Here is a 26,772-nt window from a genome sequence, read left to right as displayed (position 1 = left end):
TCTAACAGTCTAGCACTTGCATACCAAAACGTCTACATTGTCAAGTCATGATAAATAGACATAATAAAACTTTACAATTAGATCATAATAGGTTTGTCTCTCCCTTTCCAGGGAGTTTCTTGAACCAGACCACTAATAGCTGTAATGTTTAGAATGTTTAGATACCAATAACTTTAAAAAGAAATAACAAGGTAAACATCGTCCGCAGGAGTTAATAAGTAGGAGTCAGAAGATTGATAGACGCAATGGAATTTTTTCAGCTAAGTGCTGGTAAGTGGCGATCGCAACGTGCAACACATCATCTGGCGTTCAAGCGCTCAGAGACGGGAGAATCGGATATACAGGTAGAAACTCTCGATGCCGCTCATCCCGAAATCATTGAACTGTGCCAGTATCATGAGATTGACCCCAGCCTTTCAGTAGGAGGGTCACGTGTGCGTTGGCTAGGCACAATGGCTTGGGATCGAGAGGGTGAGGAGAACCATGAGGGTAAAACCATATTTGCGATCGTGCCTGATGGCGATAACCCAAGACAAGGTAAATTACTCCGCGAAAGAGGTTATGCCGAAATCATGCCTGTAGTCGGTCTTTTTCACATGGATGATGAAGATGGACTAGTGTTGACAACCGAATACGAAACAATGAGTTCCATTGAGCGATTCTGGTTTGCCAGCCCAAATATGCGAATGCGAACTAGTACAGTCAAACGGTTTGGCGGCTTTAGCACGGCATCATTTTGTACGGAAACCCGTATTGATGCTTCTGTTGAGGTTGTCAGCGCACAAGAAGTAACAAAAAAACAAGGGTCTGATATTCTGGAAAAAAGAGAGTTTTATTCAGTTTTGGGCTGGTGAATTATCTGAAGCAGAGCGATGCTTTTACTCGTGGGCAAGATTACCTGTATCTGGTACAGGGACTTGCCCTAGAGCCAGGTATGGTGGATGTGTTTGATAACTTGCGCGATCGCATCCCCATTTGCACTTGGATCGGCGAGAATATTAACACCGTCAACGCTCAGATCAACGCCTATCTAGAAGTTTGTCATGAGTGCTTTCATCCCCAAGAGCGTCGCCACATCCAAATTTTTGCAGTACCCATAGCTCAATCCTTTGGCATAGATGGGCTGTGCAATATTCTCACCAACCCAACTACTATTTTGGTAGATGTCGGTCGAGTTGCACCTAGAGACTGGTTTGGTGTAGTCGTCCATGAATACGCCCATGCCCATCTAGGAGACTTTGGTCACAATCAGCAGTTTGCTAGCATCCTATCTCATCTATGTTTAGGACTGGGATTGGAACCACCCCACTGGGAGGCAGGGATGGAAGCAACTTTGCGTAGCTGGCCTTACTGTAAGTCAACCATAGATCCCCTGAAATTTTGGATAGGTCACTGAAGGAGGCAGGCGAGAAGTTGTAGAAAGTCTTTCCCCTTGTGACCAATGCCCAATACAACTCTTGGAGAGGCTGCGCCAACGACTTCACGGTAGTTAAATCTCGACTTCGCTCGATTACCGCGTAGTCGAAACTCAGTACAAGTGCCCAATACCCATTAATTTCTTTTGCCAAATATTAAAAATTATTGCTTCAGTTCAAAAAAGTGAAACTGAATCTCCTAATCTGAAATATGTGAACAAAATTTTTTATTCACTTACTTTTAGTCATCAAGTTGGAAGCCACACTCCCCTTATTGATTAGATATGAGTTGAATCTGGCAAGCTAATCGTTTTTCCTACCAATACTGAAATCACCCTTAGTTAAGTTTCGTAAAATTTTATCAGAATCTCAATTTCTGATCCAACTACTCCCTTAATATGTGATTAAAAGTTGTTAACTTTAATTAAGAACATGGAGGCTTTAGAGTGCCAATTCCTCTGTTAGAATATGAACCTTCAAGTCAAAACCAGCGTGTAGCTGGATATGAAGTACCGGGTGATGAACAGCCCAGGATTTTTAATACAGACAATATTTTGTCTCCGTCAGATTTAGGCGATCTGATCGAAGCAGCATATCGTCAAATTTTCTTTCATGCCTTTGCTGCCGATCGCGAAACATATTTAGAGTCTCAACTCCGTAATGGACAAATTACAGTGCGGGACTTTATTCGTGGGTTGCTGCTTTCCAATACCTTTAAGAGAAGCTTCTACGACCTCAACAATAATTATCGCTTTGTTGAGCAAGTAATCCAGCGCGTTCTGGGACGTGACCCATACAACGAGCGGGAAAAAATCGCTTGGTCAATTGTAGTTGCTACTAAGGGTATTGTCGGCTTTGTTGATGAAGTACTCAACACTGAAGAGTACCTGAGCAATTTTGGTTACTCCACAGTACCTTATCACCGCCGTCGGATACTGCCATCCCAATCTGAGGGTGAATTGCCATTCAACATCAAATCTCCGCGATACGAAGATTACCACCGTACCAAATTGGGTTTCCCCCAAATCATTTGGCAGGTCGAAGTACGCAGATTCCTACCACAAGAGCAAAAGCCCAAGGCTGGCGATCCAGCTCTATTCTTGTCTATGGCACAAAGTGTCAATGCAACAGGCAATGCGCCACAACGGATCTCGTCATTCAACATCGATATCGAAAAGTCTGTACCTTATCGGCAGCTAGCAGGAATTAAATAACGATTTTTGATCGCCGGCTGACTAGTACATTCGTTTGATCATTTTATAGCGTGCATAAGTCCTGGGTTATGTAGGAGTTTCATTTAGATATAACTAAGTGAAACAGACTCTATCCCATGTCTGATGCACGCTAGTTGTTAATGGGCATTGGGCACTTGTACTGAGTTTCGACTACGCGGTAATCGAGCGAAGTCGAGATTCAACTACCGCGTTCGCGTAGCGTCTCGTAGAGAAGTCGTTGGCGCAGCCTCTCCAAGAGTTGTATTGGACATTGGGTATGGTTTTTTTATCGTAAATTAAAGGGTTTTAGAACCTGCAATCTATATGTAGCAGCCATTTCAGTCTTTCGGCTACGCTCAGGAACCATCGGGGTTTAAATCCCCCAGAGTTGCTCCTCTACAGCGCTTCTCTTCGAGACGCTTTGCGAACGCGCATCCTACGGTGGAGGAGACCCCAAGACCGCACTCCTCTTCGTCTAAAATGTCTTTAATTTTGAATTTTGAATTGTTAAAGTGTAGTTCGTCTTTTTAACATCTCTAAAAGTTTTGTAAAGTGGGCGGGAGGAGTGGCTGTCACCTCAATTAACTCTCCAGATACCGGATGCTGCAATTTTAACCGCCAAGCGTGGAGTGCTTGACCGGGCAAATTTACCCCCACTGAATGACCAGAACTATAAACTCGGTCGCCGACAATGGGATGACCCATTTTGGCGCTGTGGACGCGGATTTGATGGGTACGTCCAGTTTCTAATTGAAAGTGAATTAAGGTGAAGTTACCAAGGCGTTCTAGTACTTGCCAATGAGTGACGGCGACTCGTCCGCCTTCTTCTACGGGTATAATCGCCATTTTCTTGCGGTCTTGGGGATGGCGACCAATGGGTAAGTCTATGGTGCCACTTTCTGTTTTTGGCGCACCGTAAACTATGCCCAAGTATTCTCGCCTTGCAGTTTTTGCTTTGAGTTGGGCTTGTAGATGACGATGGGCAATATCTGTTTTAGCGATCGCGATCGCTCCCGTAGTATCCTTATCCAATCGATGGACAATTCCGGGACGTTGGACTCCGCCAATTCCTGGTAAATTGGGACAGTGAGCCAATAAAGCATTTACCAAAGTGCCATCTGGATGACCAGGTGCAGGATGGACAACCAAGCCTGCGGGTTTGTTGAGAATAAGTAACTGGTCGTCTTCGTAGAGAATATCTAAGGGGATATCTTCTGCAAGCAGTTCCAAAGGTTGGACTTCTGGTATTTCCAGAGTGATGCGATCGCCTAACTTGACATTGATCTTCTTAGATGTGCAAACTTTGTCATTAAGTTGGACGTTACCCTGTTCGATTAACTGTTGGATGCGAGAACGGGATAAATCTGGTAATTCTTGGGAAAGATAACGGTCAAGGCGATCGCCCTTAGTGTTGACACAGTGTATTGTACTCTTAAGGGGAAGCAAGCTAGGTAAAGCATCCTCCAGTGGAGTTGATAAGCGATCGCTATTTTCTTGGATTTGTAAATTAAATTCGGTCACAATTGCTCTAGATTAATTCCCCGTTCTTTAAGTAAAGCGCGGAATGCTTTAAAAGGGTGTTAGAAATCGCGTCTACCCAGGCAAAACCTTGATTTTAACTTAGTCCACGGATGCGGACGAGAGTTTGTGTAGCCGCAAATTCTATTACCCTAGCTGTCTTGTAAGCTAAAAATCTTTTAATTTGCATCCTCAAAAAAATGAATCTCTTGTGGGGTGGGCATCTTGCCCGCCCTAGTTGTGCAAATTAAATGCGCGACAGCTTATTTGTTCTCTTACCGATTGTCGAAACGCTCTCAGTGCTGAACTCATTCCTATGGTTCGCGCCATTTCCACAAATCGGGGAATGAGTTCCGTGATAGAAAAAGTAGGAAATGTGGGGCTGATGAGAGACTTCACATATTGATCACCTTGCAGTAAACTAATTTCTAGGTTTTTGCTTTCATATCGCCAGATTTCAGGTACTTTCAACGCCTGATAAGCACTAATTTGGCTGAGTTGAAGAGTAACCATAGGATGTTAGTTGTTAAATAACTTCATTTTTACTCAAATTTGAGATGAAGCAAACGCCCTAGCCAAAAAGCGATCGCTTTAATTCTCTCCATCTCTCCTCCTCCGTGTCCTCCGCGCCTCTGCGGTTCGTCATTCTAAATTTATAACTTCTGGCGGCAACTCAAAAAACCCGTCTTCCCCAGCTTCAAAATCAATCACCTGATACACAGCATCAATATTTAACTCACCATAAATATGAGGAAATAATTCACCTATTTCAGCAGGTTCATAGCGAATTTCAGCTTGTACTTTTTCAGAATCAATAAAAAGTATTACCAATTCTTTTTGATTATCAAAAAATCTCTTTGCAACTTTGAGTATTTGCGTTGACTTAGAACAGTGGATAAAGCCTTCAGAATCTAGTGAATCAGCGCGATAGCTACCCAAATCTTTTGCTTGTTCCCATTGTTGGCGTTTGGTAATATGGAGGATAGTGTTCATAGAAAATCTAGGAATTAATGCGGATTGTAATATTTTCGGAAAATCTTCTAAATTTGTAAAGTCTTTAATTACTTTGCTAGCGCCTACATTAGTTAATTTCTTATTACCTATTCCAATAAAAGCAATACTCAACTGATAGGCTGCTTTTACATCCCAAACACCATCACCTACAAAAACAACTTTCTGGAATTTTTCAACTTGATAAACATCCTTGGCTTTGATAAGAACTGTTTTAATAATATCTTCTCGTGAAAGTGCATCATTAGCTGAAGCCAACGGGATGCCTTCGATTTTTAAGTGAGCTTTTTTAAGTTTTAGTTTAGCAGATTCACACCAGCCACCAGTTGCGATCGCAACACACCAATCAGGGTCTAGCTGTAATTTAGCTAATACATTTGCAGCCCCAGGAATTTCGCCGAGTAAATCTTGGTTATTAATATACGCTTCCTGGAGTAGACTAACAAAACGTGCTTTGAGTCTAACTAACTCTTTATCTGAAGGAAGGCGTTCTAATTTTTCTTTGAAAATTTGCTGGGTAATTCCAGAATCTGTAGTGTATGAGTATTCAGACCAATTTGTATTTATACCAAAAATGCCAAACTCCAATGCAAAAGCGCGTACAAAACAATTTTCATCAATTTTGTAGGTATTAGTTAGTGTACCATCAATATCAAAAATTACTAATTGCATACAAGCGATCGCTCAACAATATTATAGGACTTACGCAAAGGTAACGGAAAATGAACCACAGAGAAGCCAGTGCGTTGGAGGGGTTCCCCGACTTGTTCGCGTAACGTCTCCCCTTGGGAGAAGCAACTGGCGCGACGCAGAGGTCACGGAGAAATGAGAGTTTAAGAGGGTTTTTGCATAAGTCCTATATTATTATTTAAAATCTCATGCCCAGACGCTCCAGATACAGAGCTTTTCTTTGTGTCTTTGCGTGAGATTCTCATTCTATAAATTAGGCGGAATACAAACATCCGGCGCACATAACCCAATAAACTCTAGCGTTGTCACCTCAAAAGTATCTAAATCTACGCGGCGGATGGCGTGGTTATTCGTATCAGCGATATATAGATATGAACCGCCAGCACTCAATCCCGAAGGTTCAAAAAAGCGGCTATTCTTACCTTGACCATTTTGTAAACCAGCAGAACCATCTCCTAAAACTGTTTGACAATTGCCATTGGGACTAACTAATTTAATTTTATGATTATAAGTATCCGCCACCCACAAAAAATTCTGAGCATATTCCACTCCTAAACAGTGCTGCAAACGGACATCTTCACCTTGTCCATCTACATCGCCAAAACCAAATAAACCGCCACTACCGCAAATAGTTCGCACTTGGTACGGTTCTACAATTCCCACACCGCGAATTGAACTAACTTCACTGTCAGCAATATATAATTCTTGCCCATTATTAGTAATACCGCTAGGTTGAGCAAAAGCAGATTCACCAAGCGAACCATCAATACAGGCTTCTGCACCAGTACCAGCATAAGTTTTGATGATGCCTGTTTCCAAATCCATTTGCCAAATTTGATGCGGCCCAGCCATTGCAATAAATAGGGTATTTCCCACTTTCACTAAATCCCAAGGGGAATTCAGCGCGGTTTCTAAACCAGCACCGCCATGAGGATTGATATTGTGGCTTTGTTCACCAGTTCCCGCGATCGCTTCTACTACTTGACGCTTTAAATCAACTCGCCGCAGGGCATGATTTTCTGTATCAGCAACATAAAGAATCTGATTTTCGGCATCATAAGCCATTCCCTGGGGTGCAAAAAATTGCGCTTCGTTAAAAGCACCATCGGTTAAGCCAGATTTTCCAGTACCAATTAAGTGCTGAATTTCTCCATCAAAGCTACTGACAACGAGGCGGTTATGTCCAGAGTCAGCAATGAATAAACCTGTTGGAGTCGCTAGAACTTTACCAGGAAAAGCTAGGGGTGTGATTAATGGTTGGCGCTGTTTTTCTAAAGTCAAGCTGATTTCTTGAAAATTAATTGTACCTTTGTCTTGGTGTTGCTGAATTAACTTTTGAATCAACTCGTCTAAAGTGTCACGGTTTCCTTCACCAGAAATCTGGCCTATCACGTAACCTTCTGGATCAATAATTATTAAGGTTGGCCAAGCACGTACAGCATATTCTTCCCAAACTCGAAACCCGATGTCAACTACAACTGCGTGTTCAATGTCGTAGCGTAGGATAGCTTGGCGAATGTTTTCTGTTTCTTTTTCGTTGTCAAATTTGGCAGAATGAACACCGATAACGGTAAGACTATCTTTATATTTTTGTTCTAAATATTTCAGGTTTGGCAGAATATGCAGACAATTGATGCAACAGTATGTCCAAAAATCTAAAATTACGACTCTACCCTTGAGTTGTTTAAGAGACAAGGGTTTGTCGGTATTAAGCCAAGAGTAATTTTGCGGTAATTCGGGCGCTCTAACACGGGGAATCATAAAGTATTCTTTGCTCTTAAAGGATGTTTATACCAATTTTTTGAAATAGACTGATGAAAACAATTGAAGAATTAAAGACTCGTATTAAGGAACTCAGTAAACAAGCTGTTGAACTTAGGCAACAAGCATCTGAAGTATATTTAACTAACCAAGAGGAAGCCAAACAGTTTAGGCAACAGGCAAGAGAAGCTTGTAAGCGCTGCCAAGTATTGATACAAGAGTTAAAACGCCAATAAGTATAAACTAGAATCAATTTGAGCGTGTATTACTTTTGAAAAGACTAGACAAACTAACTACTGAAAATTTATCAGCTTGGGTACAACTAGCTAAAATCCAAGCTAAACAGGGAAGAGTTTGCGATCGCATTCCCCAATTAGCTTTGGCTGATTCTGGTTGGTTTGCAGTTCATATCTGCTGTAAATCGGGTAAAACCATCAATTTTGGGGATATAGCTTGTGTTTTCCCGCTAATGAGTGTGATTAAGACATTTTCCCTACTTTATCTGCTGGAACATTTTGGCGCAGAAACAGTTTTTGGGTGGGTTGGGGTGGAACCATCGGATGCACCCTTCAATTCTTTAGAACAATTAGTTAGCGATCGCGGCCATCCCCGCAACCCCATGATTAATAGTGGGGCAATTACCTTGTCTGATAAGTTACCAGGAAAGGACGCTCATCAACGCACTTTTTTATTTTGTCAATGGCTCAACCAATTAGCCGGTTGCCAACTAAGGTTAGATGAGGTAATGCTGGCTTCAGTGCGATTAACCCGTTCAGCAGCCAATGAAGCGATCGCTAATTATCTCGCCGAAGCCGGTTATCTAGAAAATCTGGAAACAGCACTTGACACCTACGAACAAATATGCTGTATATCTGGACGAGTTGAAGATTTAGTCCTGTTAGGAAAACTCTTAGCTTTTGACAATGGCTGTATATCACCACAAAACCGCCGAATTGTCAATGCTGTGATGTTAACTTGTGGATTGTACGAAGCTTCTGCCGAGTTTGCAGTCAGAGTTGGTTTACCGATGAAATCAGGGATTGGTGGTGGACTTGTAGCAATAGTACTAGGTGAGGGAGTGATCGCTTGTTACAGTCCTGGGTTGGATAATATCGGAAATCCTATAGTAGCGATCGCATTTGTTGAGGCTTTAGCACAAGAGTTGCAGTTGAGTATCTTTGGGTGAATTCTGCTTTTGGATGGGAAGAGAAATCATAAATTCCGTACCATGCAAAACTTGGTTAAAAGCATTAGCAAGTATCTCAATTTCATCTGTGGTCATAACCGGTGCTTGCAGGTCAAAGTTAGATTCTTTATTTAATTTTGTTGCCAATACTTAGACCGTTGGTAATTTTTGAGAACCACCCCCTGCGGCTGAATGGTACAACGGCGATATACTCTGAAATCGATGGAAAATCTGAATCTGAGGTCTGGAAAGCCATATTAATCCTAAGTAAGCAATAAGAGTTAATCCTTACTTAGAATTCCCTTTTTTATGGCTGTTGCACTTGTTTGTCTGGTACTTCACCCGATGAAGGCGTTGGCGTAATTATTTCTGGTGTTGGAGACTGGATAATCTCTGGCAGTGTCGGTGGCAAACTAGGAGATGGCGCAACTGTTACTTTTGGAGTAGGCGTCTTGCCCGTTCGACGGTTGAAAAATCCGTCAAGCTTAGGTTTTGTTGCTTGAGGGGCAACTTTTTCGGGTAACGGCGTTGATTCAGGAGTTGGTATTACCTCTGGCTGTGTTTCTGCTGGTGTCGGAGACTCGATAATCTCTGGCAGCGTCGGTGGCAAACTAGGAGATGGTGCAACCGGCGCTTCTGGTGTAGGAACTTTACCAGCCCCACGCTTAAAAAATCCACCAAATTTAGATTTTGTTGGCTGAGGCGCAACTTTTTCAGGTAACGGCGTTGATTCAGGAGTTGGTGTTACCTCTGGCTGTGTTTCTGCTGGTGTCGGGGACAAGCTAGGAGATGGTGCAGCCGTTGGAACTTGAAATTTTGGTTTTTCTGGCTGTATTTTGGATTCTTTGGGAATTTCCGTTTCAGGAATGGGCTGTTTTTCTACCTTCGGTTGTATTTGGGGTGTTTTTTCAACAGAAGGTGTAGGTGTGGGTTTAGGTGCAGGTCTATAATTCGGGTCAACAATACCGCGCACCTCAGCTGCTGTGAGTTCTCCTCTGGTAATTCTCGATAGAGTATCTTTACCCTTTGGCTGATAGTCAATCAATCTAACTGTAGTATTAAAGGCATTTTTGACCGGATTTCCCTGGTTATCGAGAAATTCCAGTTTTACCCAGTTTTTTCCTGGACGGAAGCCTTTAAGGTAAACTGCTTGCCAGCGATCGAAAATAAAGCTTTCACCATTAATTGTGACGCGAATACGCCAATCACTGAATTCGTCGTTAGCGTTTTCCTTGCCAACGAGGTGCAGGGGCGCGTTAGTTAGGTAAAAGTCGAGTAAGATTGGTTCTGTTCCGTAGTTACCTTGAGGATTGCTGTAAGTTAGCAGGGGTAATTTGGGATCTGGGTTGTTGTCGTCGGTTTTTGTAAAAACGTGAAATGTTGCCTGGGCATAAGCGCCTTCATTTTTGAAGCTTTCATCCCAAGGACGGGAGGCGAAGACGCGTAGGGTATGAGTACCTGGGGATAAGTCTGGCAAAACCAAGGGCTGATTCAGGTCGTAAACAGATATATGAGGTTGGTTATCTAGAATTACGTGTAAATGAGGCCCCAGTTGTAATTGTGGGTCTTTAAATATTGGTAAATCCTTAACCTGAAAACGGGCTGTAACTTTGTTATCTTGGAAAACTTCATCAGGCTGTGGAGTCACAATTGTCACTTGTGGCTGATAAACTTCCAAAACTGGACTCAGTTCTTGGATCACAGATGGTGGAGAAACTTCGGAAAATTGCTTTGAAATTTGAGAAATATGTGGAAAGTTTTCTCTATAACCAGTAGATACTTCCTGGCTAGCGACTTTCTCGCCACAACTGGTCAAGCTTAATACCAGTAACAATGTCATTACCCACCTGAGAATCGATAACCTCTCAGGGAGGAACTTCTCTAATACCCTTTTCTGCCACGAGTTCATAGGTTGCACCCAGTGATAGTCTTCGACAATTGACAGATTATTTTGGCTCAAACTGTCCATCTGGAACTATAGCCCAAAAGGTGAAATCTACCTCACACCCCAGAAGTTTTCTTGTGCATCTCAGGAAGTTTTAAAATAAGTCATATTAATTACAGCTTTTTACTTATAAAAATTGGAATATGACACAAATATTTATGGGCAATAGCAGTAAAAGCTGGAACATCGGCTACACAAAGTCAAACCATAAATTTTACGAATTGTTATCCTTTGTAAATAAAATAGATAATCTATTGACTTTTGGACAAAAAGTTTGACGTTAAAAGCCAGCAAAGGCAGGAATTTCAGCAATATTCGAGCAAGTTTGAATTATTGTTAAAATATCTCTAACAAAGTGCAGGTGAAGACTCTATAATTCAACGAGAAACAACTCTCCACATAGGGTCTTCATCGCGGCTTCAGTAAAATTCTGAGTATGCGGTAATGGTTCACTTTGTGGTATTCATGATTCCTCATTCCTTATCAAGAGAGGAGGTCAAATGACAATAAGTCCTCCGGAGCGAGAGGAAAAAAAGGCAAGAATAATCGTCGATAACGACCCAGTTCCAACCTCATTCGAGGCATGGGCAAAACCTGGTCACTTCGACAGATCCTTAGCCAGAGGTCCCAAAACCACCACATGGATTTGGAACCTGCACGCACTCGCCCATGATTTTGATACACATACAAGCGATTTAGAAGACATTTCCCGCAAGATATTCTCAGCCCACTTCGGCCACCTAGCCGTAGTGATGGTTTGGTTGAGCGGGATGATTTTCCACGGCGCGAAGTTTTCCAACTACGAAGCTTGGTTAAGCGACCCCTTGAACGTTAAGCCTAGCGCTCAAGTTGTTTGGCCCATTGTCGGGCAAGACATTTTAAACGGTGATGTTGGCGGTGGTTTCCACGGTATTCAAATCACCTCCGGTTTGTTCCAAGTCTGGCGCGGTTGGGGGATCACAAACTCCTTCCAACTTTACGTAACTGCGATCGGTGGCTTGGTATTAGCAGGCTTATTCCTATTTGCCGGCTGGTTCCACTACCACAAACGCGCTCCCAAACTGGAATGGTTCCAGAATGTGGAGTCCATGCTGAATCACCACTTGCAAGTACTGCTAGGTTGTGGTTCCTTGGGATGGGCAGGTCACTTAATCCACGTTTCCGCACCGACCAACAAGCTTTTGGATGCAGGCGTTGCTCTCAAAGACATACCCTTGCCCCACGAGTTCATCTTGAACAAAGACTTGTTGACCGAGTTGTATCCCAGCTTTGCTGCTGGTTTAGCACCTTTCTTCACCTTGAATTGGGGTCAGTATGCTGACTTCCTCACCTTCAAGGGCGGTCTAAACCCAGTAACTGGTGGCTTGTGGATGAGTGATATTGCTCATCACCATTTAGCGATCGCAGTTCTCTTTATCGTTGCTGGTCATCAATACCGCACTAACTGGGGTATTGGTCACAGCATTAAAGAGATCCTAGAAAACCACAAGGGTCCTTTCACCGGTGAAGGTCACAAAGGTCTCTACGAAAACCTGACCACATCTTGGCACGCTCAGTTGGCTACTAACCTGGCCTTCTTGGGTTCGCTGACCATCATCATCGCGCATCACATGTACGCGATGCCCCCCTATCCATACTTGGCAACTGATTACGCTACGCAGTTGTGCATATTCACACACCACATGTGGATCGGTGGCTTCTTGATTGTTGGTGGAGCGGCTCACGCTGCGATCTTCATGGTGCGTGATTACGATCCAGTTGTGAATCAAAACAACGTGCTGGATCGAGTAATTCGTCACCGTGACGCGATTATTTCTCACCTGAACTGGGTATGTATTTTCCTCGGCTTCCATAGCTTTGGACTTTACATCCACAACGACACAATGCGCGCATTGGGTCGTCCTCAAGACTTGTTCTCTGATACAGGGATTCAATTGCAGCCAGTATTTGCCCAGTGGATACAAAATATTCACGCCTTGGCTCCTGGTACAACTGCACCCAATGCCCTAGAACCAGTTAGCTATGTCTTTGGCGGCGGTGTCTTGGCTGTTGGCGGTAAAGTGGCAGCTGCACCCATTGTTTTGGGCACAGCGGACTTCCTAATTCACCACATTCACGCTTTCACCATTCACGTCACCGTCCTAATTCTGCTCAAAGGTGTACTATACGCCCGTAGCTCTCGTCTGATTCCAGACAAGGCAAACTTGGGCTTCCGCTTCCCTTGCGACGGTCCAGGTCGTGGCGGTACCTGTCAAGTCTCCGGTTGGGATCACGTATTCCTCGGACTTTTCTGGATGTACAACTCCATATCGATTGTAATTTTCCACTTTAGTTGGAAGATGCAATCAGATGTCTGGGGAACCGTAGATGCAGATGGGACTGTAACTCACATCACAGGTGGTAACTTTGCCCAAAGTGCTATTACCATCAACGGTTGGTTACGGGACTTCTTGTGGGCGCAAGCTACACAAGTCATCAATTCATACGGCAGTGCGCTATCTGCCTATGGTCTACTCTTCTTAGGCGCTCACTTTGTCTGGGCATTCAGCTTGATGTTCCTGTTCAGTGGTCGCGGCTACTGGCAAGAACTGATTGAGTCCATTGTTTGGGCGCATAACAAACTGAAGGTAGCACCAGCAATTCAGCCTCGCGCTCTGAGTATTATTCAGGGTCGGGCTGTAGGGGTAGCTCATTACCTCTTAGGAGGAATTGCCACAACTTGGGCATTCTTCCATGCACACATCCTTTCAGTAGGGTAGCAATCAGCTTCCTAAAAGTTAGGAGTTAGGAATGAAGTTAGGAGTTAGGAGTTAGAAATGGAAATTTAGAACTCATAACTCATAACTCACAACTCATAACTCCTAACTATCCCAGCTGGTATTTGATGGCTAAAGGTCAGAGGATTTATTAAACCTATGGCGACAAAATTTCCGAAATTTAGCCAGGATCTCGCACAGGACCCGACGACTCGTCGGATATGGTATGCGATCGCTACAGGCAACGATTTTGAAACCCATGATGGCATGACGGAAGAAAATCTTTACCAAAAGATTTTCGCAACTCACTTCGGTCACTTGGCAATCATCTTCCTGTGGGCATCCAGCCTCCTGTTTCACGTAGCCTGGCAAGGTAACTTTGAACAGTGGATTAAAGATCCCCTTCACATCCGTCCCATCGCCCACGCGATTTGGGACCCCCACTTCGGTAAACCAGCGATCGAAGCTTTTACCCAAGCTGGCGCTAGTAATCCGGTAAACATTACCTACTCTGGTCTCTACCATTGGTGGTATACCATCGGTATGCGGAATAACGGCGAACTGTACAACGGTTCAGTTTTCTTGCTGTTATTCGCTGCTGTATTATTGTTTGCTGGTTGGCTGCACTTGCAACCCAAGTACCGTCCTAGCTTGGCATGGTTTAAGAGTGCTGAACATCGCCTAAACCACCACTTAGCAGGTTTGTTTGGTGTTAGTTCATTGGCTTGGGCTGGTCACTTAATTCACGTTGCTGTCCCCGAAGCTCGCGGTCAGCACGTAGGTTGGGATAACTTCTTGAATACCCCACCCCACCCAGCCGGTTTGACACCATTCTTTACAGGCAACTGGGGTGTTTATTCTCAAAACCCTGACACTCCTGGACATATATTCGGCACATCGCAAGGTGCAGGAACTGCAATTCTGAGTTTCTTGGGTGGTTTCCATCCCCAGACAGAAGCTCTCTGGTTGACTGACATTGCTCATCACCATTTAGCGATCGCAGTTCTATTCATCGTTGCCGGTCACATGTACCGGACAAACTTTGGGATTGGTCACAGTCTCAAAGAAGCATTAAATGCCAAGAGTTTCTTCGGCATTCCTGTTGAAGGTCCGTTCAACCTACCTCACCAAGGTATCTACGACACCTACAACAACTCCCTGCACTTCCAATTGGGTTGGCACTTAGCAGCGCTAGGTGTTGTCACCTCCTTGGTTGCACAGCACATGTACTCTATGCCTTCCTACGCATTTATTGCGAAGGACTACACAACTCAGGCAGCGTTGTACACCCATCACCAGTATATTGCTGGATTCCTGATGCTTGGTGCTTTTGCCCACGGTGCAATCTTTTGGGTACGTGATTACGATCCAGAACAAAACAAAGGCAACGTACTTGAGCGCGTGCTGAAGCACAAAGAAGCGATTATTTCCCACCTGAGCTGGGTATCCCTTTTCTTAGGCTTCCACACCCTTGGTTTGTATGTACACAACGACGTAGTAGTTGCTTTCGGCACTCCTGAAAAGCAAATCTTGATTGAGCCAGTATTTGCTCAATTCGTCCAAGCTGCAAACGGTAAAGTACTGTACGGTTTAGATGCATTGCTATCTAACTCAGATAGTATTGCTTACACAGCATGGCCTAACTACGCTAACGTTTGGCTTCCAGGCTGGTTAGATGCCATCAATGCTGGTACTAACTCCCTGTTTTTGACAATTGGCCCTGGCGACTTCTTGGTACACCATGCGATCGCTTTAGGTCTGCACACCACCACCTTGATCTTGGTCAAAGGTGCTTTGGATGCCCGTGGTTCTAAGCTGATGCCCGATAAAAAGGACTTCGGTTATGCCTTCCCTTGCGACGGCCCCGGTCGTGGCGGTACTTGCGACATCTCAGCCTGGGATTCCTTCTACCTCGCTACATTCTGGATGCTGAACACCCTGGGTTGGGTTACGTTCTACTGGCATTGGAAGCATCTAGGTATTTGGCAAGGCAACGTCGCTCAGTTCAATGAGAACTCTACATATCTCATGGGCTGGTTCCGCGATTACCTCTGGGCGAACTCTGCTCAGTTGATTAACGGTTACAACCCTTACGGCGTGAATAACCTGTCTGTCTGGGCTTGGATGTTCCTGTTTGGACACCTAGTTTGGGCTACTGGCTTCATGTTCTTAATCTCCTGGAGAGGTTATTGGCAAGAGTTGATTGAAACCCTTGTTTGGGCACACGAACGCACTCCTCTAGCTAACCTAGTTCGCTGGAAAGACAAGCCCGTGGCTCTGTCCATCGTTCAAGCTCGTGTAGTTGGTCTAGCTCACTTCACTGTTGGCTACATCGTAACTTACGCCGCATTCTTGATTGCTTCTACTGCTGGTAAGTTCGGTTAATTCGGCTGCTAGTTTTGTAGATAAGTAATAAAAATCCCCTGCCGCAAGGTGGGGGATTTTTTTGTGGGTTTTGGGTGGGGAGGATGGGAAAAATAGAGAAGGGGCGGGCAAGATGCCCACCCCACAAGAGGTTATTGGATATTTTTTTATTTGGAAATTACTGATTGAATCTCTAGTTGAAGTAATATTATCTCTCTCTGATGAAGAGCGATCGCTATTAAAAGAAAAATTAATTTTAAATTCATCGAAATGTTGAACCTCATACCATTTCACACAAATCCTGATAAGCTAAAACACATCTAATTTGCATATTAAGATTTTCTCAATATCTTGTGGGGTGGGCATCTTGCCCGCCTTGATTATGCAACTTAAATCCCGATTAGCTTACATATAGATTTCTCGCAGAGGTTTACATCCAACAGTAGGAGCATAGGGTTATTAGTGATTGACTTAAGAAGCGGCGATATTGTCCATTCCCTGCGAATAGAAGGGGTAGTGCTGGAATTGTACGACGTGGGTGGTAGCACTTTTGGGAGTACGTCGTCCAATGGCCATCGGGTTTCGCAGTGACGAAATTAGGCGGGTGGTAACAGTGGGATCAGAAGAAACTCAAAATTAAGAGGAATCAACATCAATGGCATCTAATGTAAGGGCGTATATATATATACGCCCTGATTAACGTATCTATAGCAGGAATTTCGTGAAATGCGATGACTTTTCACAGAATGTAGAATCAGAAAAGTGGTGTCTGCAATTTCAGTATTAAAGCGGAAACAACATACATTCACTTGCTGAAAATCCGCAATTGCCACCAGGACAACTGCCAAAACGCAGTGTAGCCTTTAACTAGAAAAACACTATCAGGCAATTGCTAGACAAAACTTTTATATTATTTTATTGTTTTTATGACTCCAAAACACAGCAAAATTAAATTTCCCCTTTGGCAGTATCTGAACCAGCCCTTATTTAGTCGCGATACTAAATTGGTATTGAATCCCCAACGCTTTTCATTAATCTGGCGTCTTCAACTTCTAGAACGCTGCTGGACTAAAGAATGTGACGCCAAGGGACCCCAACAACATTAGCTATCTGAAAAGCTGCCGCACTCAACTAAAAGCTGGCAAACTAAGCCTCGTCTAGAGAACGTTGCTTTTTGCCATCAAGTAAAGCACTGACAGTCATATCTCCCATGACATTAATTGCGGTGCGGCAGCGGTCCAGAAACCAGTCTACAGTAACTAGCAAAGCAATGTACTGGGTAGGTAAGCCGACAGAAGTGAACACCAGCGTCATCGTTACCAGTCCAGCATTAGGAATATTTGCCGCACCTACAGATGCAAAAATCGAGGTAAGAATAACAATTAACTGCTGTGGCAGACTCAGATGTTGCCCAATTAGTTGGGAAATATACAACGCAGACATTGCTTCGTAGAGGGCAGTGCCATCATTATTGAAATTTGCCCCGACTAATGCCCCCAAAGCAGCAGAAGATTCCCTTAAACCGACTTTTGTTTGCAAAACCTCAAAGGTTACAGGCATTGCCGCCGCAGAAGAAGAAGTTGAGAAAGCCGTCAAAAAGGCATCAGAACCGCCAGCTAAGAATTTTAACGGGTGTACCCAAGAACCAAATTTTACTCTAGTGAGGTAGTAGCACGCTTGCAATACCAATGCTAACAGCACCGCCAGTATAAATGCACCCAAAGATTTAAACGGTGCAAAGCCTTGCATAGCAATAGTTTTAGATACAATTCCAAAGACTGCGAAGGGCACTAAGGCAATTACCCAGTTGAGGATACGGGCTACCGCTTCAAATAAAATCCCAATGACATCCTCAATTGGCTGGTATCCGTTCTTACCTTGGGCGATTTGTTCAGATTTTAATCCCCGTAGGACGATGCCAAAACTCAGGGCAATAACAATCAATTGGATGACATTATTATCAACCAGTGGCTTGAGAACAGCTTCCGGTACAGCATCTTTGATTATTCCCCAAGGATCAAGACTCTGAGTAGGTATTGCCGTACTTGTTGGGGTGGTTACATTGCCCCAAGTCCCTGGACGTAGCACATTGGCTACCAAAAGTCCTATTAAGATGGCTACGGTAGTGTTAGTTAAAAGTAGCACTGCTAGCCGCCGTCCGGCTGTACCAGGGATGTTAGTAGTCATCAAGGTATGCAACACTGCTGCAAAAATCAGGGGTGTAGCCAAGGCGCGGAGAGCCTTTAGCACCAATTCAGCCGGAATTGCTAAATTGTTGATTAAGACTGCGTTGCTGGGATTGGGATTCCCCGCACCAAGGGCAATTCCGACGCTGATTGCGGCGACTAAGGCGATCAGAATTTGTAATGTGAGAGGGATACGCTGCCACCAAGGGCTAGCTTTGGTTGCAGATGAAGTGGTACTCTCTGTTTGACTCATTAGTTAGATGCTGATGAACTGCTGTAACTATTAAAACAACACTGATGACGGTGATAATTTCGGAAAATAACAGCTTTAATTTTAGGTAAAAACTGTTAATGTAATATTCCGTTGCTTTGCAAAATCCGGCTCGAAAGGGTATACCACAAGGTAGTCCCCTAGAGATATCTTGGCTTGTGGTTGGAGATGCTTATGTCCTTTGTGCCTTTACATATTCACAGTGACTACAGTCTACTTGATGGGGCAAGTCAGCTACCAGAGTTGGTGGATCGAGCGATCGCACTGGGGATGAAAGCGATCGCCCTTACCGATCATGGTGTCATGTATGGAGCCGTTGAACTGATTAAAATCTGCCGTAGTCAAAATATTAAGCCGATTATCGGCAATGAAATGTATGTAATTAACGGCGATATCGAGAAACAAGAACGCCGCCCCAAATATCATCAAGTTGTTTTAGCTAAAAATACTAAAGGTTACAAAAATTTAGTCAAATTAACCACAATTTCTCACCTTCAAGGTGTTCAAGGTAAAGGAATTTTTTCTCGTCCTTGTATTAATAAAGATTTACTAAAACAATACCATGAAGGCTTGATTGTCACCAGCGCTTGTTTAGGTGGAGAAGTTCCCCAAGCGATTCTCAGTAATAGACCAGATGCAGCCCGGAAAGTTGCTCAGTGGTATAAAGATGTATTTGGGGATGATTATTATTTAGAAATTCAGGACCACGGCTCCCAAGAAGACCGGATTGTGAATGTTGAAATAGTCAAAATTGCTAGGGAACTAGGGATTAAAATTATTGCTACTAATGATTCACATTTTATTTCTTGTTTTGACGTTGAAGCCCACGACGCTTTGCTCTGTATTCAAACTGGTAAATTAATTGTTGAAGATAAGCGGATGCGCTATAGCGGCACAGAGTATCTCAAATCTGGTGAGGAGATGCAGCAGCTATTTCGTGACCATTTGCCGGATGATGTGATTGTCGAAGCGATCGCTACCACTGAAGAAGTGGCCGATAAAGTCGAGCCTTACCATATTATGGGTGAGCCTCAGATTCCTACACCCCCCATTCCTTCCGGTCATACTGCTGACACTTACGCCGAAGATGTTGCATGGAGCGGACTTTTAGACCGCTTAAATCGCAAATCTCGCCAAGAAGTAGATTCCGTCTATAAAGAAAGATTGGAATACGAACTAAAAATGATTCAGCAAATGGGTTTTTCCAAATACTTTTTAGTTGTATGGGACTACATCAAATTTGCTAGAGATAATAATATTCCTGTGGGTCCTGGTCGGGGTTCGGCGGCTGGTTCATTAGTTGCTTATGCAATGCGAATTACTAATATTGACCCTGTACATCATGGGTTACTATTCGAGCGTTTCTTGAATCCAGAACGTAAATCAATGCCTGATATTGATACAGATTTCTGTATTGAACAACGGGATAAAGTTATTGATTATGTAACAGAGAAATACGGTGCAGATAGAGTTGCCCAAATTATTACTTTTAACCGTCTAACTTCTAAAGCAGTTTTAAAAGATGTCGCCAGAGTATTAAATATTCCCTACGGGGAAGCTGACAAAATGGCGAAATTAATTCCTGTGGTGCGGGGGAAACCAACGAAACTCAAGGTGATGGTTTCCGATAAAACTCCAGAACCAGAGTTTAAAGAGAAATATGATAAAGAACCTCATGTACGCCATTGGCTTGATATGGCCATGCGAATTGAAGGAACTAACAAAACATTTGGTGTGCATGCCGCAGGTGTGGTAATTTCTGCCGATCCCCTTGATGAAATTGTTCCGCTACAAAAAAATAATGACGGTTCTGTAATTACCCAATATTTCATGGAAGACTTGGAATCAATGGGTTTGTTGAAAATGGATTTTCTGGGTTTACGGAACCTAACGCTAATTCAAAAGACTGTTGATTTAATTCACGAAACGAAAGGATATCGGATTGATCCTGATGAAATTCCCCGCCAGGAAAGAAAAGCCCAGAGGATATTAGCTAAAGGTGAACATAGCAGTCTGCCAAAAGATGTCCAAAAAACTTATGAATTATTGGAAGCAGGTGAGTTAGAAGGGATATTTCAATTAGAATCTTCTGGGATGCGTCAAATTGTGCGAGATTTGAAGCCTTCTAATATAGAAGATATATCTTCAATTTTGGCACTTTACCGACCGGGACCATTAGATGCGGGTCTGATTCCTAAATTTATTAACCGCAAACATGGCCGAGAAAAGATTGATTACGAACACACTATTTTAGAACCAATTTTAGACGAAACATACGGAATTATGGTCTATCAAGAGCAAATCATGAAAATTGCTCAGGATATGGCTGGATATTCTTTAGGACAAGCTGACTTGCTGCGTCGGGCGATGGGTAAAAAGAAAGTTTCTGAGATGCAGAAACAGCGAGAAAAGTTCGTGGATGGCGCAGCTAAAAATGGCGTGCAGAAAAAAGTTGCGGATGAATTATTTGAGCAAATGTTGAAGTTTGCTGAATATTGTTTAAGCTATGACACGGAAATATTGACAGTAGAATATGGATTAATGCCGATTGGAGAAATTGTCGAAAAAGGCATTGAATGCAGTGTGTACAGCGTTGATAATCATGGGAATATTTACACCCAATCTGTGGCACAGTGGCACGATCGCGGAGAACAAGAGGTGTTTGAGTATTGTTTGGAAGATGGTTCATTAATTCGGGCAACAAAAGACCATAAATTTATGACTGTTGATGGTCAAATGTTGCCAATTGATGAAATATTTGAACGCGAATTAGATTTGATGCGGGTTGAGGGTTTGCCAGATTGAGAGGAGGGGCAGTGATAATTGAGTATTCTCCGCTTGCTATATGAATGAGAGTTTACGGGACTTTTATACTGGCATTAGGGACTTCCAAATAAAAAATATCCAATTAACTCTTGTGGGGTGGAAGCCGCGTAAAATTAAAGAAGATATGCAAATAATACCAGGGTTTGATGGGTTCTAGTCGAGGGCGATACTCTTTGAGAGTCGCTTCGTAAACAATTTATCATACTATCCCGCTAACCAAATTCATTCGTTTACCAACCAGACCGCCAGGGAATAGAATTCCCTGTCTAATAGTGCAAGTCCTCTAGAAGAGGACTAGAAAAAACTTGGTTTAATTGTTCACTAGTTTCACATAGTCGTCTGAAGACGACTTTAGCTTTCAGACAGGGAATTTCATTCCCTGGCTTCTGGCTAGCTTCGTAAACTGGCTGATTCCTGATTGCCTGACGGACACTGCTAATATGATAATTTTTTCCAGCAATATGGGAAACATAAATCTATGTAGATAAATACAAAATTTAAAAAATATTATGTCTCTGTGGCGACTTTATTATCATATTGTTTGGGCGACAAAAGAACGCCAACCTCTAATTACCTCTGATAAAGAAACTGAGCTTTATAATTACATCATTGGTAAATCCAATAGTTTAAATTGTATACTCCATAGTATTGGAGGTATTGAAGACCACATACATTTAGTAGTATCTATCCCGCCAAAAATCGCGATTGCAGAGTTTGTGAAAAAAATTAAAGGAAGTAGTTCTCACCATTTAAACCACAATCTTTGCCCTACATCAGAAAAATTTGCTTGGCAAGAAGGATATGCTATATTTTCTTTGGGCAGTAAGCAACTTAAACAAGCTGTTATATATGTTCAAAATCAAAAAATACATCATCTTGAAGGCACAGTAAATTCCCATTTAGAAAAAGCAGGCGCGTAACCAAGAAAAAGAACCTGCTAATATCTACGGGCAACTCAAAGTTGATTTATTTAATCAATTTCCACCCAGAGAAAAAAGCAAGTGGAGAAAAACTAAAATAACTGATTTAGGTTTTGGTGAAGTAAGAGAGCGTCATTTTGAATTTTGAATTGTTAATTGTGGTTTTCCCCAAAGTATGGTCTCCTGTTTGTAAATGGCAATTCCCGGTTTTGCTCCTTTGGGTTTGTAGACGTGTTTTAGCTGAGTGTAAACTACTGGCACTTGCTCACTCTGACGGGCGCGACTGTAGTATGCAGCAAGATTAGCTACAAATTGCAAATCAGCTTCTTCTGCAACAGCACCCGGTTCTAAACGTAGTAACACATGACTCCCTGGAATTTCTTGAGCGTGGAACCAGATGTCATAATCCCCCGCAACACGAAAGGTTAATTGGTCATTCTGGCGATTGTTGCGACCGATTAATACTTCAAAGCCACTTGGGGTAAGGTAACGATGAAAGTTGGTGCTAGGGACTTCGTTGGCGCTGCTCTTGCGGTATCCTGGATCTTCTAGATACTTTTGCCCAATCAACTCTTCGCGGATTTCTTCTAAAGCTCGCAAATCTTCTGCTGTTTGGTAAGTATCTATCTGAACGATCGCAGCTTCTACTTGTTCTAAATACTCAATTTCTGTCTGCACTTCTAATAGTAACGGTTCCACCGCAGCACGAGCGCGTTTCAGCTTTTGGTGCTGTTTGTAAAGACTTTGGGCATTTTGGACAGCATTTTTATCTGGCTGGAGGGCGATCGCAATTGGCAAATTTGTCTCAAAATCAGCAAGGATAATTTCTTTCATCCCCGGTTCCCACTTTTGCAGGTGAGCCATTAATAAATCAGCTTTTTGTCGATACTCATCGGCTTGATCTGATTGCTGCAAGCGCGTCTTAAAGGTTTGAGCTTTATTCCGTAATTTCGCCAGAATATTATTCAATTTCTGACTCAACTGATGGCGCAATTGCGAAAATAACTGTTGATCAATCTGGTTACTGTAGTAGTGGTTGAGCAACTCCTGAATATTTTTGACCTTTTCAACTACACCCCAACCCATAACGGTGTAACCATCTTTTGTCCAAGCGGGTTGAAATTCTCTGGAATCCAAGGCTTGCAGCCATTCTTGCCAACGCTCAAATAGCCGTCGCCAGTCGTCGGGGTTGAGGGTATCGGTGGATGTTTCTGGTGCGATATTTGCTTCTAACAGCATTAATTCCAGTAATGCTGCACTCAAGCCACTATAACTTTTCAGCAATTGCCGCTTGATTGCTCCTGGTACTAAACTTACCCGTTCTTGCCAACGTTCTTGAGATTCGCTCAAACTGGGGACAGTTCCAGTTAGTTTTGGTGGTGTTTCATAAGGTTGTCCGGTTTGGATGGGACGGACACTAGATTGTTGCTGACTGACTTGATGGGCTGCGGTGATAATTATGTTGTTAGCATCGGTGAGAATCACGTTGCTATACTTGCCCATGATTTCTGCATAGACATGATAGAGGGCGCTTTCTCCGGGACGACGAGCAAATTGCAAATCAATAACCCGCTCCCAAGGTGCGATCGCTTCAATTCCTACCAGTGCCAAACCACCCAATTGGTGGATTAATTGTTGGCTAAAGGTAAAAGTATCTGGCGATCGCGGTGGTGGATCGCCAATACAAATATGTGCAGCTTGGGGATGCCAAGAAATTTGTAGCCAATCGCGCTGTTTCAGGGTGCGTAATGCGATCGCAATAGTGTAGCGATCGCGCTGATAAACCTGTTCTGTCCGCGAGGGCAGCCAGTTAGCGCGGATTTCGCTACAAGTAGCTGTAAGGGTGGTGAAGTCAACTGGTTGCATAGCCATTCGCGTTCAAAGGTCGATGCTCAGTATACTTCTATCGTAAGGATTCAGGTTGAAATCACTCAGCATTAGCGTAAGTTTCTGTTGGGTAGGGCGGAAGCATTGCTGCCTCCTTCCCCCCTCCGAACCGGACTTACGAGTCTTTAGGTAAAGGTAAACGCTTCTTAGCGATTAGCCGATTATCCAGGAATTCGAGCTGAATTTTTCGGCAGCCGGAACCATTATCCCATACGAAAATCTTGATTTTTCCAGTGCTACTATCTTCGGGGATGTTACCTAAAATCGACCTAGCATCCGTGATGCTGCTGGTTTTAAGCTGTAGTGTTTCGTACTCTCCGTTCCTGTAGCGGCAAAGTTCACTAGGGGCAAATGGTTTAATTTTCCAGCCCGTTGTATAGAAGCCATACGCAAAACCTGTGCCAGCTAGTACTGCTAGAACGAACATTGTTCTATAATTGCTCATGAGTCTTTCCTACAAGTGTTTAAAATGCTTGAAGTGTTACAGCAGTTTTCATGTATTTAAACCACATCTGTCGTAGGGGCACAGCAATGCTGTGCCCTTACCGCCTGGTCTATTTACCTGAAAATATCTATAAGAATGAAAGTTTGAAACTGGTGGAAAGTGAGATTTCCACCAGTTTTTTTCTACAGGTCTGAAAATTATTTAGTAACTAACAATGCGGCTTCTTGGGCGGGTTCTTCGGCTGGTTGCAACAGTTGGGTATAAAGTTCACTCAACTGAATTGCGACGCCATGCCAACTAAACTTGCTTTCTACACGCTTTCTACCAGCTTTACCCAATTCGTCTCGCCACTCTGGATTTAAGAGAATTCGGTCAATGGCAGACGCAAAGGCATTTACATCTTGTGGTGGTGCCAATAAACCAGTTTCTTCGTGAACTACAGTAAACTGAAGTCCGCCGACATCGCTAGCTACAACAGGTGTACCGCTTGCCATCGCCTCGATCGCTACGAGTCCAAATGGTTCGTAGTGACTGGGAACAACGCAAACATCCGCAGCTGCGTAATAAGTTGGCAAAATATCTTGACTGAGACGACCGGCAAAGGTGGTAAAGTCGCTCATCCCCAATTCGTTGACGATTTGCTCAATGCGATCGCGCTCAATCCCGTCGCTGTTACCTGGAGTACTACCACCACCAATAATTAGCTGGAGATTTTTGGAGCCGCGTAACTGAGACTCGTTGACTGCACGCACCAAGGTTTCTATACCTTTGCGTGGGTCAAAGCGTCCTACATACAATACAACTTTGGCTTCTTTGTCAATACCCAAGTCATGTCTGGCTGCTTCTCGTGCGATGGAACCAAACCTTTGAATATCTGTACCGCAGGGGATGATGTCGATATTACCTTCAGTGGAAACTAGCGATCGCATGTGTTGTTGTTCTTGCGGACTTGTCGCCACAATTCGCTCTGCTCTTTCCAACACATCTTTTTCTACTGCTAATCGCACACTTGCAATCAGAGGAATATTTTCTATAGTGTTATACTTGACCGCTCCTAAGGAGTGATACGTGTGAACCTGTTTACTCTCTTGGATTTTCTTTAACTCCATCCCCACCCAACTAGAGAGCCAGTAGTTAGTGTGAACTAACTGGTATGTAATGCCATTTTCTACTTGAAATTTGAGGAAATTATCTACAAATTCTGGCAGATATTCAAAAATATCATCTCGCGGCACAAACTCAACTTGACCAGCTTTTAAACGAATAGTTCGACAATTCTGGGTGTGTTGCACAATCGAGTCTTGCTCCAGACTCACCTTGCGGGTAAACATATCAACTTGCCATCCTAGCTTGGCTAGTGCTTCACCCACATTGCGTACATAAACATTTTGTCCTCCAGCTTCTTCTTTCCCTATTTCAATCGCCGGGTCTCCGTGGACGGAAATCAAGGCGATACGTTTTTCGGTCGTAGAGTTCATAGTTTGTGTGTTGCTGATTTTAACAAAGTTTTAGGCGATTCCAAGCTCGTGTTTAGCACACTTACCTGAATTGTTTAAGAACTTTAATTAATATTTATTTTAATTTAATATGTCTAATATGTTTCTTACATCTTCTGACAGAAGTATACTTTGAGATTAAGTATTTGTATCTAATTTCTTTACATAGAGAAAATTGCTAAATTTATATCTCATACTTTTGATAGATGAAAATTAGGCTTTCTCATCTATTTTGTGCAGATATAATTCCATAGATATAACAATCCTATTTGATTTGCTTTCCACCGAGAAGCTCAGAACCCCGACTTCTTCAAGAAGTCGGGGTTCTTTTCTTTTTGTTCGTAACTCCTGCAAAGATTGCTACAGGTGTATTGATGTGAGTTCATCAAAAAGTATAATTTAATACTCTAAACTACTTGGCTCGAACATTGAAGTTCAAATCAGTTACCACAGTCAACTCACCACTTTGAACTAATATTGTATTAAGTAGTAAGAATAACTGTTAAATATTGATGCAAAATCGGGTATTTCCTTGAATTTGCTTCGGAAAGTTTCAGATTATATTTTCAATGATTAATAAATTTCAGGAGCAAATCAGGTGTTTACTTCAACCTTACTCGCTGCTGCAACCACACCCCTGGAATGGAGTCCTACGGTTGGGCTGATTATAATTCTCGCTAATATCGTTGCCATTGTCTTTGGCAAATCTACCATCAAGTACCCCAGCGCCGAACCAGCGCTACCCTCAGCCAATTTATTTGGTGGTTTTGGTTTACCAGCCCTTTTAGCAACTACCGCCTTTGGTCATATCTTAGGAGTGGGCGTTGTCTTAGGGCTGCATAACCTGGGAAGAATTTAGCTTCTTACCCAAGTTGACCTTT

General features: G+C 43.0%; 21 protein-coding genes and 1 pseudogene. 11 read left to right on the top strand and 11 right to left on the bottom strand.

The genetic code is table 11. From position 1 onward, the window contains the following. The first annotated feature begins 236 nt into the window (after positions 1 to 236). The 3 genes from V7K50_RS20960 to V7K50_RS20950 all read left to right on the top strand — a co-directional run bounded on the left by V7K50_RS20960 (position 237) and on the right by V7K50_RS20950 (position 2,629). Complete coding sequence (locus V7K50_RS20960; protein WP_334963508.1) at positions 237 to 854, top strand: phycobiliprotein lyase; 618 nt, start codon at positions 237 to 239, stop codon at positions 852 to 854. Beyond that, positions 851 to 1,396 (top strand): hypothetical protein, encoded by a 546-nt coding sequence (locus tag V7K50_RS20955; RefSeq protein WP_334963323.1) that lies wholly within the window; start codon positions 851 to 853, stop codon positions 1,394 to 1,396. The genes V7K50_RS20960 and V7K50_RS20955 overlap by 4 nt, the downstream gene beginning before the upstream one ends. A 465-nt stretch (positions 1,397 to 1,861) precedes the next feature. Beyond that, complete coding sequence (locus V7K50_RS20950) at positions 1,862 to 2,629, top strand: phycobilisome rod-core linker polypeptide (RefSeq protein ID WP_334963321.1); 768 nt, start codon at positions 1,862 to 1,864, stop codon at positions 2,627 to 2,629. Positions 2,630 to 3,136: 507 nt separating this feature from the next. Here V7K50_RS20950 and V7K50_RS20945 read toward each other — a convergent pair. From V7K50_RS20945 to V7K50_RS20925, 5 genes and pseudogenes are all read right to left on the bottom strand, one after another. Further along, positions 3,137 to 4,054, bottom strand: coding sequence for an RluA family pseudouridine synthase (locus tag V7K50_RS20945; protein WP_334963507.1), 918 nt, complete (start codon positions 4,052 to 4,054; stop codon positions 3,137 to 3,139). Between the two features lie 327 nt (positions 4,055 to 4,381). Beyond that, positions 4,382 to 4,660, bottom strand: coding sequence for a hypothetical protein (locus V7K50_RS20940; protein ID WP_334963319.1), 279 nt, complete (start codon positions 4,658 to 4,660; stop codon positions 4,382 to 4,384). Between the two features lie 129 nt (positions 4,661 to 4,789). Next, a complete protein-coding gene (locus tag V7K50_RS20935; protein ID WP_334963506.1) occupies positions 4,790 to 5,140 on the bottom strand; it encodes a DUF952 domain-containing protein in 351 nt (116 codons plus the stop codon). Between the two features lie 123 nt (positions 5,141 to 5,263). Beyond that, positions 5,264 to 5,830 (bottom strand): annotated as a pseudogene (locus tag V7K50_RS20930) (HAD family hydrolase); the annotation flags it as partial. A 264-nt stretch (positions 5,831 to 6,094) separates the two neighbouring features. Further along, positions 6,095 to 7,609 carry a thioredoxin-like domain-containing protein gene (locus V7K50_RS20925; protein ID WP_334963317.1) on the bottom strand — a complete coding sequence of 505 codons (1,515 nt, stop codon included), beginning with the start codon at positions 7,607 to 7,609 and terminating at the stop codon, positions 6,095 to 6,097. Between the two features lie 53 nt (positions 7,610 to 7,662). Here V7K50_RS20925 and V7K50_RS20920 point away from each other — a divergent pair, with 53 nt between their 5' ends. Together V7K50_RS20920 and V7K50_RS20915 are read left to right on the top strand one after the other, a co-directional pair. Beyond that, on the top strand, positions 7,663 to 7,845 hold the full coding sequence (locus tag V7K50_RS20920) for a hypothetical protein (protein ID WP_334963315.1): 183 nt from the start codon (positions 7,663 to 7,665) through the stop codon (positions 7,843 to 7,845). 35 nt (positions 7,846 to 7,880) lie between these two features. Then, positions 7,881 to 8,795, top strand: a complete 915-nt coding sequence (locus V7K50_RS20915; RefSeq protein WP_334963312.1) for a glutaminase — start codon at positions 7,881 to 7,883, stop codon at positions 8,793 to 8,795. Here V7K50_RS20915 and V7K50_RS20910 read toward each other — a convergent pair. Together V7K50_RS20910 and V7K50_RS20905 are read right to left on the bottom strand one after the other, a co-directional pair. Next, positions 8,760 to 8,942 carry a HAMP domain-containing protein gene (locus tag V7K50_RS20910; RefSeq protein WP_334963310.1) on the bottom strand — a complete coding sequence of 61 codons (183 nt, stop codon included), beginning with the start codon at positions 8,940 to 8,942 and terminating at the stop codon, positions 8,760 to 8,762. The two genes, V7K50_RS20915 and V7K50_RS20910, sit on opposite strands and share 36 nt — an antisense overlap. Positions 8,943 to 9,102: 160 nt before the next feature. Beyond that, positions 9,103 to 10,704, bottom strand: coding sequence for a hypothetical protein (locus V7K50_RS20905; protein ID WP_334963308.1), 1,602 nt, complete (start codon positions 10,702 to 10,704; stop codon positions 9,103 to 9,105). Positions 10,705 to 11,240: 536 nt separating this feature from the next. Here V7K50_RS20905 and psaA point away from each other — a divergent pair. From psaA to V7K50_RS20890, 3 genes are all read left to right on the top strand, one after another. Further along, a complete protein-coding gene (psaA, locus tag V7K50_RS20900; RefSeq protein ID WP_334963306.1) occupies positions 11,241 to 13,499 on the top strand; it encodes a photosystem I core protein PsaA in 2,259 nt (752 codons plus the stop codon). Positions 13,500 to 13,655: 156 nt separating this feature from the next. After that, positions 13,656 to 15,881 carry a photosystem I core protein PsaB gene (psaB, locus tag V7K50_RS20895; RefSeq protein ID WP_334963304.1) on the top strand — a complete coding sequence of 742 codons (2,226 nt, stop codon included), beginning with the start codon at positions 13,656 to 13,658 and terminating at the stop codon, positions 15,879 to 15,881. 905 nt (positions 15,882 to 16,786) lie between these two features. Further along, a complete protein-coding gene (locus tag V7K50_RS20890; RefSeq protein WP_334963302.1) occupies positions 16,787 to 16,966 on the top strand; it encodes a hypothetical protein in 180 nt (59 codons plus the stop codon). A 40-nt stretch (positions 16,967 to 17,006) separates the two neighbouring features. Here V7K50_RS20890 and V7K50_RS20885 read toward each other — a convergent pair whose 3' ends face one another. Then, complete coding sequence (locus V7K50_RS20885; RefSeq protein ID WP_334963300.1) at positions 17,007 to 18,299, bottom strand: dicarboxylate/amino acid:cation symporter; 1,293 nt, start codon at positions 18,297 to 18,299, stop codon at positions 17,007 to 17,009. A 192-nt stretch (positions 18,300 to 18,491) separates the two neighbouring features. Here V7K50_RS20885 and V7K50_RS20880 point away from each other — a divergent pair, with 192 nt between their 5' ends. Both V7K50_RS20880 and tnpA read left to right on the top strand, forming a co-directional pair. Next, positions 18,492 to 21,122, top strand: a complete 2,631-nt coding sequence (locus tag V7K50_RS20880) for a DNA polymerase III subunit alpha (protein WP_334963298.1) — start codon at positions 18,492 to 18,494, stop codon at positions 21,120 to 21,122. 530 nt (positions 21,123 to 21,652) lie between these two features. Then, a complete protein-coding gene (gene tnpA, locus V7K50_RS20875) occupies positions 21,653 to 22,063 on the top strand; it encodes an IS200/IS605 family transposase (protein WP_442944645.1) in 411 nt (136 codons plus the stop codon). A gap of 132 nt (positions 22,064 to 22,195) precedes the next feature. Here tnpA and V7K50_RS20870 read toward each other — a convergent pair whose 3' ends face one another. The 3 genes from V7K50_RS20870 to V7K50_RS20860 form a co-directional block, all read right to left on the bottom strand. Beyond that, positions 22,196 to 23,929, bottom strand: coding sequence for an Rqc2 family fibronectin-binding protein (locus V7K50_RS20870; RefSeq protein ID WP_334963505.1), 1,734 nt, complete (start codon positions 23,927 to 23,929; stop codon positions 22,196 to 22,198). A 136-nt stretch (positions 23,930 to 24,065) separates the two neighbouring features. Then, positions 24,066 to 24,395: a hypothetical protein gene (locus V7K50_RS20865; RefSeq protein WP_334963296.1), complete on the bottom strand. Its 330-nt coding sequence runs from the start codon at positions 24,393 to 24,395 to the stop codon at positions 24,066 to 24,068. Positions 24,396 to 24,592: 197 nt separating this feature from the next. After that, a complete protein-coding gene (locus V7K50_RS20860; RefSeq protein ID WP_334963294.1) occupies positions 24,593 to 25,873 on the bottom strand; it encodes a glycosyltransferase family 4 protein in 1,281 nt (426 codons plus the stop codon). A gap of 616 nt (positions 25,874 to 26,489) precedes the next feature. Here V7K50_RS20860 and psaK point away from each other — a divergent pair. Further along, positions 26,490 to 26,750, top strand: coding sequence for a photosystem I reaction center subunit PsaK (gene psaK / locus V7K50_RS20855; RefSeq protein WP_334799623.1), 261 nt, complete (start codon positions 26,490 to 26,492; stop codon positions 26,748 to 26,750). The last annotated feature ends 22 nt before the right edge of the window (positions 26,751 to 26,772 follow it).

The organism is Nostoc sp. (genome assembly GCF_036917135.1).
In the GTDB taxonomy this organism is placed as follows: domain Bacteria; phylum Cyanobacteriota; class Cyanobacteriia; order Cyanobacteriales; family Nostocaceae; genus Nostoc.
This window is presented reverse-complemented; position numbering and strand designations above follow the sequence as displayed.